At 39.8% G+C, this 17,886-nt stretch carries 13 protein-coding genes and 1 pseudogene; 10 read left to right on the forward strand and 4 right to left on the reverse strand.

Annotation, left to right across the window (positions count from 1 at the left end; all coding sequences use genetic code 11):
- Position 1: 1 nt before the first annotated feature.
- Positions 2 to 586 carry a nicotinamide riboside transporter PnuC gene (gene pnuC, locus I9192_RS17165; RefSeq protein WP_026040281.1) on the reverse strand — a complete coding sequence of 195 codons (585 nt, stop codon included), beginning with the start codon at positions 584 to 586 and terminating at the stop codon, positions 2 to 4.
- 1,021 nt (positions 587 to 1,607) lie between these two features.
- Here pnuC and I9192_RS17170 point away from each other — a divergent pair.
- The 3 genes from I9192_RS17170 (at position 1,608) to I9192_RS17180 (ending at position 4,940) form a co-directional block, all read left to right on the forward strand.
- Positions 1,608 to 2,252, forward strand: a complete 645-nt coding sequence (locus I9192_RS17170; RefSeq protein ID WP_046760583.1) for a YqiJ family protein — start codon at positions 1,608 to 1,610, stop codon at positions 2,250 to 2,252.
- A gap of 30 nt (positions 2,253 to 2,282) precedes the next feature.
- The gene (locus I9192_RS17175; protein ID WP_004829766.1) at positions 2,283 to 3,989 is read left to right on the forward strand and encodes a flotillin family protein; all 1,707 of its coding nucleotides are present in this window, start codon (positions 2,283 to 2,285) and stop codon (positions 3,987 to 3,989) included.
- A 219-nt stretch (positions 3,990 to 4,208) separates the two neighbouring features.
- Positions 4,209 to 4,940: a sulfite exporter TauE/SafE family protein gene (locus I9192_RS17180; protein ID WP_005033358.1), complete on the forward strand. Its 732-nt coding sequence runs from the start codon at positions 4,209 to 4,211 to the stop codon at positions 4,938 to 4,940.
- Positions 4,941 to 5,207: 267 nt separating this feature from the next.
- Here the strand turns inward: I9192_RS17180 and I9192_RS17185 are convergent, their stop codons facing one another.
- On the reverse strand, positions 5,208 to 6,806 hold the full coding sequence (locus I9192_RS17185; RefSeq protein WP_005033360.1) for a BCCT family transporter: 1,599 nt from the start codon (positions 6,804 to 6,806) through the stop codon (positions 5,208 to 5,210).
- Positions 6,807 to 7,063: 257 nt separating this feature from the next.
- Here I9192_RS17185 and betI point away from each other — a divergent pair, with 257 nt between their 5' ends.
- From betI to rluB, 7 genes and pseudogenes are all read left to right on the forward strand, one after another.
- A complete protein-coding gene (betI, locus tag I9192_RS17190; protein WP_005033361.1) occupies positions 7,064 to 7,687 on the forward strand; it encodes a transcriptional regulator BetI in 624 nt (207 codons plus the stop codon).
- Positions 7,680 to 9,152, forward strand: a complete 1,473-nt coding sequence (betB, locus tag I9192_RS17195; protein WP_005033363.1) for a betaine-aldehyde dehydrogenase — start codon at positions 7,680 to 7,682, stop codon at positions 9,150 to 9,152. The genes betI and betB overlap by 8 nt, the downstream gene beginning before the upstream one ends.
- Before the next feature lie 90 nt (positions 9,153 to 9,242).
- Entirely contained in the window at positions 9,243 to 10,940 is a 1,698-nt protein-coding gene (gene betA, locus I9192_RS17200) for a choline dehydrogenase (RefSeq protein ID WP_200149955.1), read from the forward strand.
- Positions 10,941 to 11,001: 61 nt separating this feature from the next.
- Positions 11,002 to 11,796, forward strand: coding sequence for a TorF family putative porin (locus tag I9192_RS17205; protein ID WP_005033370.1), 795 nt, complete (start codon positions 11,002 to 11,004; stop codon positions 11,794 to 11,796).
- Between the two features lie 513 nt (positions 11,797 to 12,309).
- Entirely contained in the window at positions 12,310 to 13,101 is a 792-nt protein-coding gene (locus I9192_RS17210; protein WP_005033372.1) for a segregation and condensation protein A, read from the forward strand.
- On the forward strand, positions 13,098 to 13,688 hold the full coding sequence (scpB, locus tag I9192_RS17215; RefSeq protein WP_004829778.1) for an SMC-Scp complex subunit ScpB: 591 nt from the start codon (positions 13,098 to 13,100) through the stop codon (positions 13,686 to 13,688). The genes I9192_RS17210 and scpB overlap by 4 nt, the downstream gene beginning before the upstream one ends.
- A gap of 41 nt (positions 13,689 to 13,729) precedes the next feature.
- Positions 13,730 to 14,588 (forward strand): annotated as a pseudogene (gene rluB / locus I9192_RS17220) (23S rRNA pseudouridine(2605) synthase RluB); the annotation flags it as partial.
- 415 nt (positions 14,589 to 15,003) lie between these two features.
- Here rluB and I9192_RS17225 read toward each other — a convergent pair.
- Both I9192_RS17225 and I9192_RS17230 read right to left on the reverse strand, forming a co-directional pair.
- A complete protein-coding gene (locus I9192_RS17225) occupies positions 15,004 to 16,734 on the reverse strand; it encodes an ABC transporter ATP-binding protein (RefSeq protein WP_005033377.1) in 1,731 nt (576 codons plus the stop codon).
- Between the two features lie 11 nt (positions 16,735 to 16,745).
- The gene (locus I9192_RS17230; protein ID WP_005033379.1) at positions 16,746 to 17,882 is read right to left on the reverse strand and encodes an ABC transporter permease; all 1,137 of its coding nucleotides are present in this window, start codon (positions 17,880 to 17,882) and stop codon (positions 16,746 to 16,748) included.
- Positions 17,883 to 17,886 lie beyond the last annotated feature (4 nt).

The raw sequence follows: 17,886 nt of genomic DNA on the forward strand, positions 1-17,886 counted from the left end.
ACTAGATTTCATTATACAACTGACTCAATTGTTTCGTTTTCACTTGTTCCCATTGCCACCATCCAAATGCCGCCATAGCCACAAATGCTGCATATAAACCTGCAGTCAAAAATAAATCTTTGTACAGAAACATCGCCACATAGACAATATCAACAAATACCCACAGTACCCAAGTCGCAATGTGTTTACGACTGGTCCAATAGGTTGCTAACAAACTAAATGCCGCTAGTTGCGAGTCTAGCATCGGCAAAGCTGCATCAGTAAAATAATGCAATGACAAGCCGAATAAAAGCCCACCTAAGGCAGCAATCAACATTTGAGTAAACACGGCACCTATCGCAATGGGCTCAATTCGAATTTCATGATCTTGCTGTTTACCTTTAAACCAGTGATAAAAACCATAAAAATTCACCAGCATAAAAAATAGCTGTAAAATGGTTTCACCATATAATTTAAAGGTAAAAAATAGATAAGCGTATAAGACAAATGCAAAAAAATTAAATAACCAACACCACATATTGCGCTTTATTGTCAAACCAACACCAATCACACTAATAATAACGGCAAAAACTTCTAATGCTGACATGATAAAAAGCGCACAAATATAAGAAAGCTTATTATGAAAAAAAACACTACAAATGCAAGAAAAATGACATACCAAATTCAATTCAAAACGGCGCATACACTCAGCCATCATGTTTTATGATGATCATATAAATAGCAGTTTTATTTATACATTAAATTGGACACGCACATACATTTGAGTCGAAGATTAAAGTAAATTAGGAACATGGATTGTTTGTCATGTAAATCGAAGCTTATCGTCAAAAATAAGTTTTTAGAAATTTAATTATTTTTATCACTTCAATACAGCAATTTGAGGTGATTTTAATTTAAACTAAGCAATCACCAATAAACAAAGCGAGCCAACGCAGTTCATTTCAGCAAAACATTCATAACATCGCTCAAACTAGCACTAATAAATGCTTTTTAAGATGTTAAAAAATAGCCAAAATCTAATTTTTTCAAACCGTGTATTTATCATTCGTTAAAAAATACTGTATATGCTTAGATTGTTTGTTTATGCAATATAACTTAAAAATCTCTATAAAAAACATAGATTAAAATTAAGTTTCTTTCATTGATACTGTTCACATTTTAACCTTATTTACGAGATTTAACACTTGTTTACGTGAATACCAATGAATTAACAGACAGAACCGTCTACTATCTAATTAAGTTATGAATCTTCCCCAAAATTCATAACATTTCTCCTTAACCGAACTGTGAAAGCAGATTCGTTGTTCTACGCAATGATCACCCCAATCATTGCGTATTTTTTTGTCTACAGTTCCGTCTGTTAACTTCAACAGTTATAAGGAATCATTGAACAAAATGCAAGCAATCATTTTCAAACAACTTTTCCACTATTAAAAATGATAAGATATTGATTTTAATTAAAATCAAAAAATATTTAGTTGCAATATTTCGACAAAACCGATAGACTTTATTTATTAATTGAATTAATTGATGATAATTGTAGGATTAGTTCAAATTTAAAATATGATCTATAAAAATTTTTTAACAATAATTTTGAGCAAAACAATATGTGGGAATTATTTACACACTCATCGAACTTAGTTTTTAGCGTAAGTCTTTGCCTCATGTTGTTGTTGGGACTGGTGGAGTGTTTGCTTCTCATTATTGGTTCGAGTAGCCAAGGTTTTTTAGACCAATTTGTTCCTGATCAGCTTCTAGAAGCCCATCATCCAGATATTGATCTGCATACAGAACATGGTTTTTTTGTAAAACTTTTAGATTGGCTCTATTTGGGACGAGTTCCTGTCTTAGTTTGGTTGATTATTTTTTTGACTGTTTATGCCCTATTTGGCTTTATTGTTCAAACAATTTTCTATCACTTTACAGAACATTATTTTTCAATTTGGGTAATTGCACCAGCCAGTCTTTTTTTATGTATGCCCATAGTCCGTCTCTGTGCAGCCCTGATCTCCAAAATTTTACCCCAAGATGAAACCACTGCCATTCATAGTGACGAGTTGATTGGTCGTACAGCTCAGATTGTTTTAGGCGAAGCAAAGCAGAACTACCCTGCTCAAGCCAAAGTCATCGATCAATTTGGACAAACACATTATATTTTGGTTGAACCTGAATTAGACCAAGTCTTTTCACAGGGTCAATCGGTAATTCTCACCCAGCGAACAAAAGTAGGTTTTCAAGCAATTCTTGATTAATTTTTTAATAACAAACGAAGGCATAATAAAATGTTGAATTCAAATTTATATCAAATACTGGTTTTAGCGGGCATTGTGCTCGCTGCACTGATCATTATTGGCGTGATCATTGCCCGTTTATATAAACGTTCGAGTAAAGAAGTTTCCTTTGTTCGTACTGGTTTTGGTGGTGAAAAAGTCATTTTGAATGGTGGTGCAATTGTACTTCCTGTTTTACATGAAGTGATTCCTGTCAATATGAATACACTACGACTTGAGGTTAAACGTGCGACAGATCAAGCATTAATTACCCGAGATCGTATGCGTGTGGATGTGATGGCGGAATTCTATGTTCGTGTAAAACCAACTGCAGAATCAATTGCTACCGCTGCTCAAACGCTGGGTAAAAAAACCATGTCACCGCAAGAACTAAAAGACTTGGTTGAAGGTAAATTTGTGGACTCACTTCGTGCAGTTGCTGCTGAAATGGCAATGGAAGAGTTACATGAAAAGCGGGTTGATTTTGTCCAAAAAGTTCAACAAGTGGTCTCAGAAGATTTATTTAAAAATGGTTTAGAACTTGAAACTGTTTCTTTGACAGGTTTGGATCAAACCAGTTTTGAATATTTTAATCCACAAAATGCTTTCGATGCTGAAGGTTTAACCAAATTAACCGAAACCATTGAAGACCGTCGTAAAAAACGAAATGACATCGAACAGGACAATGACCTGGCAATCAAAGCCAAAAACTTAGAAGCTGAACAAGCGCGTTTGCAAATCCTTCGCGAAGAAGAATATGCAAAAATGCAACAAGAACGTGAAATTGCCATTCGTAAAGCTGAACAGTCTGCTGAAATCGCGACCCAAGAAGCGGCAAAAAAACGAGAAGCCGAAGAGGCGCGTATTGCCGCTGAACGTGAAGTTGAAATCAAACGGATTGCTTCAGCACGAGATGTTGAAAATGAAAATATTCAAAAAGCACAGTTGATTCAAAAAGCCCAAGTAGAACAGAAGAAAACCATTGAACTGGCTGAACAAGACCGTGCCATCGCGATTGCTGAAAAATCACGCGCAGAATCTGAAGCAAAAGCCTTAGCAGATCAAGCGCGTGCACAAGCGGTAAAAGCGGAAGAAGAAGTGACCACAGTTCGAGAAACTCAGCGAGCTGAGCGTTTAAAAGCAGTTGAGTTGGTTGCTGCGAAACAAGTTGCTGAAACAGATGCGATTGCCATTACTGTTGCAGCAGAAGCATCAAAACAAGCGGCAGTAGATGATGCAGAAGCTGTACGTATTGCAGCACAAGCGGAAGCAGAAAAGGTTCGATTAAAAGCCAAAGGTGAGGCTGATGCAAAAATGCTGCTTGCAGCCGCTCAAGAGAAACAATATCAAGTGGATGCTGAGGGTACGCGTGCAGTGAACGAAGCCAATAATGTCCTTTCAACTGAACAAGTTGAAATGCAAATTCGTTTAGCGTTATTGAAATACCTACCTGAAATCATTCGTGAAAGTGTTAAACCGATGGAAAATATTGATGATATTAAGATTCTCCAAGTCAATGGTTTAGGCGGTGTTGCTGGCTCGACTGGAAGCTCAGAATCAGGTGAACAAACTCAAGTTGCGCTTTCTGATCAAGTCGTCAACAGCGCACTTCGTTATCGCTCACAAGCACCGTTAATTGATAGTTTAATGAATGAGTTAGGCATCAAAGGTGGTGATATCAATGGTTTAACCCAATCATTAAAACCTAATAATGATTAATTTACTCATTATTTAGACATAACATGAATATTGAGCCTCTAAAGTTAGGGGCTTTTTTATTGGCTGAAATTCAATGCAAGAATGACGATTTGAATCTCAATTTTAATCTAAATAAATAATGAAGCCATTCATTCATTTCTTTTAGAATCGAGTGCTTGATCTCATCCTTTTGGTCGGAATACCATGCCCCTTTTCCAGCTCGATATAACACACTAAAAAATGACTTGGTTTATTTTCATTCTCGGTGCCATGATTGCAGGCTTTGTGCAAGGTTTAACAGGTTTTGCCTTTGCTTTAATTGCGATGTCTTTTTGGGTTTGGGTATTACCACCACAACTGGCAGCACCGTTGGTGGTCTTTGCTTCTCTATGGAGTCATCTCATCGCACTGGGGCGAGAGCAAAAACATGACTTTTCTTTTTCTTTGGTATTACCCTATTTAATTGCAGGACTCATCGGTGTTCCATTAGGAACTTACCTTTTACACTTGGTTGATGGCAATAGTTTTAAAATTATACTCGGGCTGTTTCTCATGCTTTGGTGTCCAATCATGCTTTTTGCACCTGAATTCCCACGCATTCAAGCATTGGGGAAAATCGCTGACAGTTGCATCGGCTTTGTAGGTGGAGTTTTAGGTGGATTAGGTGGTTTTTGTGGTGCAGCACCTTCTGCATGGGTGATGCTTAAAAACTTACCCAAAGCCCAACAACGCTATATTCTGAGACACTTTAATTTTGCCATTCAGTTATTTACCCTATTGGTCTATCTCTACCAAGGGGCAATTCAACGCTTACATTTACCTTATTTTGCACTGATTATTATTGCAGTGAGTATTCCAGCAATGATGGGTGCACAAATGTTTTACAAAATTTCTGAAATTCAGTTTAAACGTATCGTCCTTAGCTTGCTTTTCGCTTCTGGGTGTTTCTTGTTGTTCACAACATTGATCTAAATGATGCCATTTTTGAAAACTTGCATCATATCAATAAGGCACTTTTACAACCTTGTATTTTGAGAAAAATTTCGATTTGTGTCAGTCTTATCAATGAATGATAGATATTGAATTGAACACGACCACCAAGACTAAGGTGTCATACTGTTCACAGATAAAAGATACTGTCAAAATCATCAAGTAAATTATTTATCTAGCTATCAATTTTCCCATTCTGAATATAAGTAGATTACATATTTCAGAATGGGTGTATCTGGATTTGCACAATCAAGATGGGTCTTGACTGGAATTCTCTTGCTGGGGTGCTTGCTGTGAAATTGGTGGTTGAGGTTTAAAATGATCCTGTAACAACGCCTTTCTCATACCAAACATATACAACAAAATAATCACAGAGAATGGCAATCCACAAAGTACTACGGCGCTTTGCATGGAATGGAAGCTCCCTGCCAACAACAGACCAACACTGACCAATGTAATCACCACTGACCAGAAAATTCGTAACCAGATCGGTGAGTCACTTTCACTACTTCCACCTTTTGTTGATAAATTCGCAATCATCAATGTCCCTGAACCTACTGGAGTTAAAAATAGGACAAAACAGATCACCACGACAATACCAGCCACATAAGGATTGAAAGGTAAATATTCTAATAATTTAAACAAAGACAAAGCAGGATCAGTTAACACCATATCCCCTAGAATTTTTTGCTTTTGATTCAAAATCAAATCAATTGCAGTATTTCCAAAGATAGAAAGCCAAGCCAGTGTAAAACCAAGAGGAATCAGACATACACCCAATACCACTTCGCGAATTGTACGACCTTTTGAAATTCGGGCAATAAACATTCCTACAAATGGCGCCCAAGCAATCCACCATGCCCAGTAAAACACTGTCCACGAACCTAACCACGCACTGGCTTTTTGATTGTATAAATACACATCAAAACTTTTAACGACAAAATGATTAAGATAATCACCAATATTTTGTACCAGACCATTCAATAAATGATTGGTGGGTCCTGTTAAAAATACAAAAAGCAATAAAGCATAGAGTAAACGTAAATTAATCCTTGAAAGCCAAGCTAAACCTTTTTCAATACCGACTACCGTGGTAATCGTCGCAACAGCCATCATCACCAAGACCACACTAATCAAGGTAATATTATTATTGGGAATTTCTGGGAGTAAATAACTAATTCCTGAGACCAGAACCAATGCACCAATCCCTAAATTGGTGACCAAAGAAATGACAGTAGCTAAAATACCAAAGCCGTCAACACAGTCACCAATCAAACCATAGATCTTTTGACCAAAAATTGGATACAGTGCTGAGCGTAGTGCTAAAGGTAAGTCTAGGCGGAAGGCAAAATAGCCCAGAGTCACACCCAATAAGGCATAGAGCACCCAACCATGAATGCCCCAATGTAAAAAGCTATACATCATGGCATCACGTGCTGCTTGAATGGTTCCACCCTCACCTTCTGGCGGTCGTAGGAAATGATCAACCGGTTCAGCAACACCATAGTAGAGTAAGGCGATCCCAATACCTGCAGAGAACAACATGGAAACCCAAGCCAGATAGCCAAACTCAGGCTTATCGTCATCTTTACCTAAAGGAATTTGACCAAACCTTGAAAAAGCTAACCAAGCAACGAAACCGATGCAGCCGACGATCACCAACATATAGTACCAACCAAATAGCTGGTTGGCTTGCTCTTGTACATAGGTCAGCCAAAATTGGCTTTTTTCAGGAAATAACACAAATAATAACCCAAAAATACCGATACTGACTGCTGAACTTCCAAATACAAATAAATTTAATCGAACATGTTCGGATTCGGATCCTTCATGACTTTTTGACACCATGCTCTTGCTCCTTGCAAACGGTGTATTTTCTTTAAAAATAAGATGATAGGCACTTTTTTCGACTTAGCACACCGACCTTCAACGAACTTGATTTAGCCATTTAGATCTTATATTGCCCATCAAAGAATTATTGATTTTTGCAGATTATACTTTTTATTGATTGAACGTTCAATCAATAAAAAGTATGATTAAAATGTTATGATGCTCTACATCGAGAAATGTTAGATAAAAACCCTATTTAGGGCGAATGGAAAAGCATGACAAAGCGTAGAGTAAAACCAGAGCATGTGCGACGTGAAGAAATTATCAATGCCGCATTTCATGTGATTTATGAAGTGGGATTGTCCAATACAACCATTGCACAAATTGCAAAAAAAGCTGAATTATCAACAGGTATTGTCAGTCACTATTTTGGTGATAAACAAGGATTAATCAATACCTGTATGCAAGAAATGCTCAACGTTTTGCGTCGAAAAACCGACCAGAATAAAGCTGAAGCAGATACGCATCCAGAAAGCCAGATTAAGGCAATTATTGATTCCAACTTTGATATCAGTCAGGTCAATAAACAAGCAATGCGTGTCTGGTTAGACTTTTGGTCTGCAAGTATGCATCTCCCTGAATTGGGACGCTTGCAACAAATTAACGACCAACGTCTATATTCAAACTTGAAGTTTCATTTCCTCAAGTTATTGAACAAAGAACAGGCAAGTATTGCTGCGCGTGGATTGGCAGCTTTGATTGACGGATTATGGTTACGTGGCAGTTTAGCCAGTCATGATGAATTTGACAGTGAACTGGCACGATCCATTGCTTATGATTATGTAAAAACGCAATTGCAATTTGCGCAAAAACCTTTGCAGGAGAGACAGAATGAGTGATTCACAAGTTCATCAATTGTATATCCATGGTCGCTATGTTGCCGCGACCAGTGGTAAAACATTTAATAGTATTAACCCTGCCAATGGTGAGGTGATTGCAACACTTCAGCAAGCATCACAACAAGATATTGAAACAGCTGTTCAAAGCGCACGACAAGGTCAGAAAATTTGGGCAGCCATGACGGCGATGGAACGTTCACGTATTTTACGCCGTGCTGTAGATATTCTTCGTGAGCGTAATGACCAGTTAGCGCACTTAGAAACACTGGATACAGGTAAAGCATATAGCGAAACGTCAACTGTTGATATTGTCACAGGGGCTGATGTTTTAGAATATTACGCAGGACTTGCCACTGCGATTCAAGGTGAACAAGTTCCCCTTCGTGATTCCAGCTTTTTTTATACCCGTCGTGAACCATTGGGTGTGGTTGCAGGCATTGGTGCTTGGAACTATCCAATTCAAATTGCACTTTGGAAATCTGCTCCTGCCCTTGCAGCCGGAAATGCTATGATTTTCAAACCAAGTGAAACTACCCCGCTTACAGCATTTAAACTTGCAGAAATCTATACGGAAGCAGGTCTGCCAGATGGCGTATTTAACGTTGTACAAGGTGCAGGTCGTGAAATTGGACAATGGCTGACTGAACACCCTGTGATTGAAAAAATTTCTTTTACAGGCGGTGTAGAAACAGGCAAGAAAGTCATGGCCAGTGCAGCAGGTTCAACCCTTAAAGAAGTCACAATGGAACTCGGTGGTAAATCACCATTGATCATTTGCGATGATGCCAATCTAGACCGTGCCGCCGACATTGCCATCATGGCGAATTTTTTTAGCTCAGGACAAGTATGTACCAATGGTACACGCGTCTTTGTGCCTAAATCTTTACTCGCTGACTTTGAAAAAGCGATTGTTGAACGTGTTAAGCGAATTCGCATTGGCGATCCAATGTCAGAAAACACCAACTTTGGTCCGCTCACCAGCTTTCCACATATGGAAAAGGTATTGTCTTTCATTGAGTCAGGCAAACAACAAGGTGCAAAACTGCTTATCGGTGGTGGGCGTGCGACTGAAGGTGATTTAGCCAAAGGGGCTTATGTATTACCGACTGTTTTTAGTCACTGTCAAGATGATATGCGCATTGTTGAAGAAGAAATTTTCGGACCTGTGATGAGCATTCTCAGTTATGACACTGAGGAAGAAGTCATTCGCCGTGCTAACGACACGACTTTTGGTCTTGCAGCGGGTATTGTGACTCAAGACATCACCCGAGCACACCGTATTATTCACCAAATCGAAGCAGGAATTTGCTGGATCAATACTTGGGGTGAATCTCCTGCAGAAATGCCAGTTGGCGGTTATAAGCAATCTGGTGTGGGTCGTGAAAATGGCTTGACTACACTCGCACATTACACACGCATTAAATCGATTCAAGTTGAATTAGGTGAGTACCAAAGCATTTTTTAATGCACTCACCCCTTCCCTCTCAATCCATCCTATGTGCCATGTCATCACTTGATTGCATTGGCACCTTTAAGAAATACAAAAAGGATAATTATGAATACTCAATCCTATGACTACATTATCATTGGCGCAGGATCTGCCGGAAATGTATTGGCTACTCGTTTGACTGAAGACAAAGATGTCACTGTTTTATTATTAGAAGCAGGCGGTCCTGACTATCGTTTAGATTTCCGTACCCAAATGCCTGCTGCCTTGGCATATCCATTACAAGGTCGTCGTTACAATTGGGCGTATTTAACCGACCCAGAACCCCATATGAACAATCGCCGTATGGAATGCGGTCGTGGTAAAGGTCTAGGTGGCTCTTCGTTGATTAACGGAATGTGCTACATCCGTGGTAATGCTATGGACCTAGATCAGTGGTCAACCCACAAAGGTCTGGAAGGCTGGACTTATGCGGATTGTTTGCCTTATTACAAAAAAGCCGAAACACGAGATATCGGTGGTAATGACTATCATGGTGACAACGGTCCAGTGTCTGTGGCTACGCCAAAAAATGGTAACAATGTACTGTTCCATGCCATGGTTGAAGCAGGCGTACAGGCAGGTTACCCACGTACTGATGATTTGAACGGCTATCAACAAGAAGGCTTTGGTCCAATGGACCGCACTGTAACACCAAAAGGTCGTCGTTCAAGTACAGCGCGTGGTTATTTGGATATGGCGAAAGGTCGACCAAACTTAACCATTGTCACCCATGCAACCACCAATAAAATTCTTTTTAACCAGAAACAAGCGGTCGGTGTAGAGTATATTCTGGGTGCTGACCAAGCCAATTTAAAACAAGCGCAAGCAAAACGGGAAGTTTTACTGTGTGCAGGTGCGATTGCTTCACCACAAATTTTGCAACGCTCAGGCGTAGGTCAAAGTACTTTCCTCAAATCAATGGATATTGCTGTGGTTCATGATTTGCCAGGTGTGGGTGAAAATCTACAAGACCATTTGGAAATGTACTTACAGTATAAGTGTAAGCAGCCTGTTTCTCTGTATCCAGCACTAAAATGGTTTAATCAACCTGCGATTGGTGCTGAATGGCTCTTTAATGGCACAGGCATTGGCGCAAGTAACCAGTTTGAAGCAGGCGGCTTTATCCGTAGCTCAGATGAGTTTGATTGGCCCAATATCCAATATCACTTCTTGCCTGTGGCGATTAACTACAATGGTAGTAATGCTGTTAAAGAACATGGCTTTCAAGCGCATGTCGGTTCCATGCGCTCACCGTCTCGTGGTCGAATCAAGCTCAATTCAAAAGATCCGTTTCAACATCCAAGTATTTTGTTCAACTATATGTCCACTGAACAAGACTGGCGTGAATTTAGAGATGCAATTCGCATTACTCGTGAAATCATGCAACAGCCTGCTTTGGATGCCTATCGAGGTGATGAAATCAGTCCTGGTAAGAAAGTACAAACCGATGCTGAGCTAGATGATTTCGTACGGAACCATGCAGAAACGGCTTATCACCCTTCTTGCAGTTGCAAAATGGGTGAAGATGAAATGGCCGTGGTGGATGGTCAAGGTCGAGTGCATGGCTTAGAAGGTTTACGTGTCGTAGATGCCTCGATCATGCCATTGATCATTACTGGAAACTTAAATGCAACCACCATTATGATCGCAGAAAAAATTGCAGATCAAATCCGTGGTCAAAAGTTACCACGATCTGAAGCGGGCTATTACAAGGCAGGAACAACGCCTGTACGCCAAGCACCTTTGCGTGCAATCCATTCATAGAGGTCTATATTGCGCCAGCTGAGTAAGCACTGAGCTGGCGCATTACACAAGGACGAATAAGATGAAAAAGCAACTATTATTTCTCATTCCTTGCAGCATATACGTTCAAGGCATCTATGCAGACGAATCGAGTACAGTCACGACATCACCGTATAGCGCGAATCTAACCATAGCAAGCCAATATATTTCACGTGGTTTCCAACAAACTTGGGGGAAACCTGCTGTACAAGGTGGCTTAGATTACAATCATAGCAATCGCTTTTTTGCAGGAACATGGGCATCTACAGTCAGTGATGATTTTATCCGAGATGCGACTGTCGAATGGGATGTATATAGCGGATATCGCCGTAGTTTCGGTGAGCTTACGCTAGGTACAAAAGTCGCGTATTACTATTACCCTGGTGCAAAAACTACAGCAGAAACGGCACATACCCGATTTAATTATGGTGAGATCATTCCTGAAATCAGTTATGGTCCATTCAGCTTGAAATATGCCATCACCTATACACAAGACTACTTTGGCAATAACTCTGACACCTTAGCCATTGGCAACAATCAACACTCTCGTGGCTCTGGATATCTAGACTTGAATTGGTATCAACCCATTACTCAAGGTTGGTCTGTAAATGCACACTATGGTCACCAACGTATTCGAAATTTTTCTGAGGCTAACTTTCAGGATGCAAGTTTGACCATCAGTAAACAATTGCCTTATCAGATTTCAAGCAGTTTGAGTTATAGCAAAGCCTGGGATAAAGATGGTTTCTATCAGAACTATAGTAACGGTAACCCAAATGCTAAAGTTTCTAATCCGATTGACTCAACCTTGACTTTTGCACTCACCAAAAGTTTTTAGTTTTCAGGCTCAATTCTCAGAGCTTAGTATGGCTATCCTATAAAAGGGACTAAAAACCTAAATATTTTTGAATTCAGTTCCCTCTTTAGCATGACTCATCCTCATGCTTTTTTTATTGATCTATAAGACTTCCCCTCCAGCACATACATAAAATGGCTAGCTCCACACCAACCAAAACCAATAAAAATTATTTTAATTACAACAGCTTAATAAAAACATTCTCCATTTATACTCTATGTGCTTGGTCTTTGTAAACCGATGATCTCACTATAATTTTTAAAATTTTCGATGATTTTATCGACAGTCTGACATATTTTGTGACGTGATATTCCCTATTTATTTTCAGGTTTTTTATCGTTTTTATGATTTAGCAATGTATTCCTGCGAACTTTTACTTTAAAATGCACCTACTATCTTTTCGTAATTCGTCACCACCTTGCGCCAAAGCAACTGTTTTATGCGTGGTAGCACGAATAAACATGCCTTTGAAAATTCGCGTGGCTAATAATCGTAATGACTCAAGCAACTCATCATCCTATGGAATCCATTTCCAACATCCGTGTATTGGATGAATGGCAAGAAGAAATTCCAGAGGATTTATACATTCCTCCTGCTGCATTCGAAATTCTGCTTGAACATTTCGAAGGACCACTCGACTTTTTAATTTATCTGATTCAGAAAAACGGTTTTGATCTTTTACAATTGGATATTGCTCCAATTGCAACGCAATATCTGTCTTATATGGACAATATGAAATCGCTTAACATTGAACTCACTGCGGACTACATGGTCATGGCAGCACTGTTAGCTGATTTAAAATCGCGCTTGTTGTTGCCAAAACCGAAAACAATTAATATCGAAAAAGATCCAAAACAAGATCTTATTGATCGTTTAGAAACTTATTTACGAATCAAACAAGCAGCTGAACGTTTAGGACAAATGCCTGTTTTAGACCGAGATACTTTTGCCAGTCATGTGGCAATTGGTGAAATTCCAAAAGTATATGAGGGCTATGATGTCAACATGTTAAAAGATGCCTTGTACTGCATTTTTAACCGCCCTGAACCAATTACCCATAAAATTGAACAAGAGCCTGTCCTGCTTGAAGAACGTATTGCTTATATTGAATATATGACCCAATCTGGTGGAGTACTCAGTTTTCAAGAATTGCTTAAGCCAAACCAAGGTCGTATGGGCATGGTGGTAACTTTCATGGCAATCTTAGAGCTGACGCGTCAGCAAAAAGTTCAAATTATTTCATCTGGTGTCGAAGCTCCTCTTTCCATTCAAGGTGCAAACGCATGACCATAGATCAAAATAATGTATTTAATGTTGATGAATTACATCATGAAGTTTTGATGCAACTTGAAGCGATTATCTTTGCCAGTGACGCCCCTGTCTCTCTAGCACGTTTAAAAGAAGCATTTCAAAATCAGTACTCTAAACAGCAGTTGCAACAGTATTTACAACAACTGTCTGTTTTACAACATGGTCGTTCTATTGAGCTGATTGAAACCGCTCAAGGTTATCGTTTTCAAGTTCGTGCTAAATATCGCAATATGATTGCACAAGTTTGGCCTGATCGACCAACCAGATTATCGCCATCACTGTTAGAAACTGTTGCAGTGATTGCTTATCATCAGCCTGTAACCCGCGCTGATATTGAGCAAATACGAGGAGTGACAAATAATAGTCAAATACTCAGGACTTTATTTGATTGGAACTGGATTAAAGAATCTGGTTACCGTGAGCTCCCAGGAAGACCCGCGTTGTTGGTAACGACGCCACAATTTTTAAATGCCTTTGGTCTAGTGTCTTTGGATCAATTGCCTCCCCTACAGGACGCCAAGGAAGCTTTTATGGCTTTGGATGCGCAAGCGCCAAAGTCTTAAATAGGTGCACTGTTGATGATTATTTCTAAGGTTATGCTGTCATGAGTGAAAAATTGCAAAAGGTACTCGCACGAGTTGGTCTGGGCTCTCGCCGTTATATGGAAGAGGTCATTGCCGCTGGTCGTGTAAGTGTCAACGGGCAGGTTGCTCAAGTGGGTGAACGTATCGAACCAGGTGATGAGCTTCGCATCGATGGTCGTAAGGTTCAGTTCCAAATTGAAGACGAAATCCGTCGTCGTGTATTGATTTACTACAAACCAGAAGGTGAAATCTGCTCACGTAATGATCCAGAGTCTCGCCCGACCGTGTTTGATCATTTACCGCCAATTGCCAACGACCGTTGGGTCATGGTAGGTCGTTTAGACATTAACTCTACCGGTTTATTGCTTTTCACAAACGATGGTGAACTTGCCAATCGTTTAATGCATCCCTCAAATGAAATCGAACGTGAATATGCTGTTCGTGTCATGGGAGAAGTCACGCCTCAACTTAAAAACAACATGACAAATGGCGTTGTTTTAGATGATGGTCCAGCTAAATTTGAATCTTTCTCTGAAATTGGTGGTGAAGGGATCAATCGCTGGTACCAAGTCGTTGTAAAAGAAGGTCGTAACCGTGAGGTTCGCCGTATTTTTGAATCACAAGGTTTAAAAGTAAGTCGCTTGCTACGTACACGTTACGGTACTGTGATTTTGCCTCGTGAACTTCGTACAGGTCGTTGGATGGAACTGGATAAAACTGATATTGATAATTTAACCAAAGCGGTTGAACTAAAACCACGTCAAGGTACGGGTCTATTTGGTATGGCAAAACGCCGTACAGAACGTATGCAAGACAAACCAATGGCTGCACGTCGTGGCGGTTTCCTTCGTCAGCAACGTCGTGACAATGAAGGTGAGCAACAAACTAACCATAATGAACAACGCGACTATAAAGCGGGTTCAAATCAATATGGTCAAAACCGCAGTGAAAATCGTGCTGATCAACGTAATGAACGTTCTGAAAACCGTTTTAATAAAGCGCGTTCTGGTGGCAACCATTACAATCAAGATCGTGCAGATAATCGTGGCAACAGCTTTAACAGCAACCGCTCTGAAAACCGCTATGGTTCACCACAAAATCGTAACCGCTCAGATGAACGTTACAGCAATGATCGTCGTGATTATTCAGACCGTCAAGAACGTAGTGAACAACCTGAAAAGAAAAAACCTTTTGTAGTGAATAAAGGTTTTAAAAAGTTTTAAGTCATACATAGACTGAACGCTAAAAAGCCACTCGATTGAGTGGCTTTTTGATGTGCATCGGATCAGAACAGTTACTCAACAACAGCTTTTGGAATGGCACTCAACAAGCGTTTGGTATACTCATGTTTAGGTGACTGATACAGTTCATCAGAATTGGCAATTTCGACAATATCACCATGATTCATCACCATGATTTGATCAGAAATATATTTCACTACAGATAGATCATGTGAAATAAAAATATAGCTCAATCCAAACTCATCTTGTAAATCCTGAAGTAAATTTAACACCTGAGCTTGAACAGATACATCCAATGCAGATACTGACTCATCACAAATTAAAATTTCAGGCTTTAAGGTTAAACAACGAGCAATTGCAATCCGTTGACGCTGACCACCCGAAAACTCGTGTGGATAACGATCAAAAGCCTGTACAGGTAAGCTGACTTTCTCCAATAAGGCTAAAGCAAACTGTTTGCGCTCTACATCGTTTGCACCAATGCGATGAATCTGCATCGGTTCCATCAAGATCTGTCCAACCGTAAAACGTGGGTTCAGTGAAGCATATGGGTTTTGGAAAATAATCTGAATTTTACGTTGATATTGGGTGAATTCTTTTTCAGACATTGCCAAAATATCTTTACCTTGAAATAATGCCTGCCCGCCTGTAGCCTGTTGTAGACGCATCAGCAATAAGCCAATCGTGGTTTTACCAGAACCTGACTCACCGACCAAGCCTAATGTCTTTCCTTTTGCCAATTGAAAAGATGCACCTTTTACCGCTTGATATTCCTCTTTTCCAAAGAACCCTTTACTGCTAAAAAATGATTTTTTTAAGCCTTTGACTTCTAGGATGATTTCCTCACCACCGACTAAACCACGTGTTCTTTCTGGTATTTTTGTTTTTGCTAAATCTCCGCCTTCGACCCAATGCCCTTCTTGTTGTTTAAGAAAGTCACTGATGACAGGTAAACGATAAGGACGTTGTGATAATGTTGGTCGGCATAACAATAAAGCTTTGGTATATGGATCTTTGGGATGTTCTAGCACCTCGTTGGCTAAACCTTGCTCACGAATTTCACCATGACGCATCACAATGACTTGATCAGCAATTTCATTCACCAAAGCCAAATCATGAGTAATAAATAGCATCGACATTTGGCGGCGTTTACGCAAAGCCTCTAACAAATCTAAGATTTGTTTTTGAATCGTAACATCTAATGCTGTGGTGGGTTCATCAGCGATCAGTAATTTCGGTTCACAGGCAATTGCCATTGCAATCATGACCCGTTGCTGCTGACCACCTGAAAGCTGATTGGGATATGCATCAATCTTGGTTTCTGGTGATGGGATCCCCACTTCAGTGAGTAACGCAAGTGCACGTTGTCGCGCTTGTTTTCGTCCCATGTTTAAGTGAATACGTAGAATTTCAGCAATTTGATCACCGACAGTAAAGACAGGATTAAGCGATGACATCGGTTCCTGAAAAATCATGGCAATATCTTTACCACAAATCTTACGCATTTGTTTGGTTGTCAAACCCAGTAAATCTTGACCTTCAAACATAATTTTACTTTTTTCACCGATACGAGACTGATCTTTGGGTAATAGTCCCATTGTTGCCAAAGACGTCACAGACTTACCACTGCCAGACTCACCCACCAATGCCACGGTGGTATTGGCAGGAATCTGAAAAGAAATGCCTTTTACAGTTTCAATGAATTGCTTATTTTCCCCCTTAAAACTCACACTCAGATCTTGAACACTGAGCAATACAGGAGGTGTCACATATTGTTCTGACATTGATGTGCTCCTTATTTTAATTTCGGGTCTAGTGCATCACGTAATGCATCTGTAAACATTGAAAATGCCGTGACGAGTACTGCCATTGCGACTGATGCAGCAACCAATTGCCACCATTTACCCAGTATGAGCTCGCTTTGTGCTTCATTTAGCATACTGCCCCATGACACAACCCCTACAGGAACACCAAAGCCAAGGAAACTTAAAATCACTTCTGATTTAATAAATCCAACCACTAAAATTGACATTTGAACCAGTGCAATATGACTGACATTGGGAAAGATATGCACAAACATTCGTCTCAGGTGGCTCACCCCAATAGCTTTAGCCGCAAGCACATATTCACGTGAGGTATGCTTCATATATTCAGCACGAATTAAACGAAACACACCTGTCCAACCAGTTAAACCTAAAATCAAAACGATAGACAAAATTCCTTTTTGTTGTAATACAGCTGCTATCGCCAAAACCAGTAATAAATAGGGAATAGAGGTAAAAATGCTATAAAACCAGTTTAGAACGTCATCGACCCATCCACCAAAATAGCCTGCAATCGCCCCAAGAAAAGTACCAATCACCACAGCAAGCAATGCAGAAACCAACCCTACAACAATCGAGGTTTCAGCGCCTTTAATGGTCTTTAATAAAACATCCTGTCCCCATTTATCAGCACCAAAAGGCAAAGTTTTTTTCAACTCGCTTTGCTGATCGAGCAAATGTCCACCCAACTGCTGATCAATGACCTTCATATCCTCAGCGAGTGGATCTTGAACACCATAATAATCCACTGCACCACCTGAAGCCTGCTCAGTGGCAATTTGAGCATTTAATTCTTTGATAACATCTTTTAAAGGATCAACAGGATTTTCAGGTAAAGCTGCTGTATTTGCTGTCTTTTGAGCAGCATTTTGTAGTGTTTGATCTGCTCCCATAAAGGTAGGAGGTGCATAACTTTCGGCAACCTCTTTGTTCCAGTTAGAAGCGATGACACCTGTCATGGATAAAATCAAGATGATGAAATAACAGAACAATACCCCTAACGACACCATGGCGACACGATCAGCTTTTAATCGTCGCATAGCCAAGCGCCATAACCCCGGAGAAGCTTGCTGTTGTGTTTCTACTTTTTTAGATAAAATTCCAAGCATCATC

This window comes from Acinetobacter bereziniae, assembly GCF_016576965.1.
GTDB lineage: Bacteria > Pseudomonadota > Gammaproteobacteria > Pseudomonadales > Moraxellaceae > Acinetobacter > Acinetobacter bereziniae.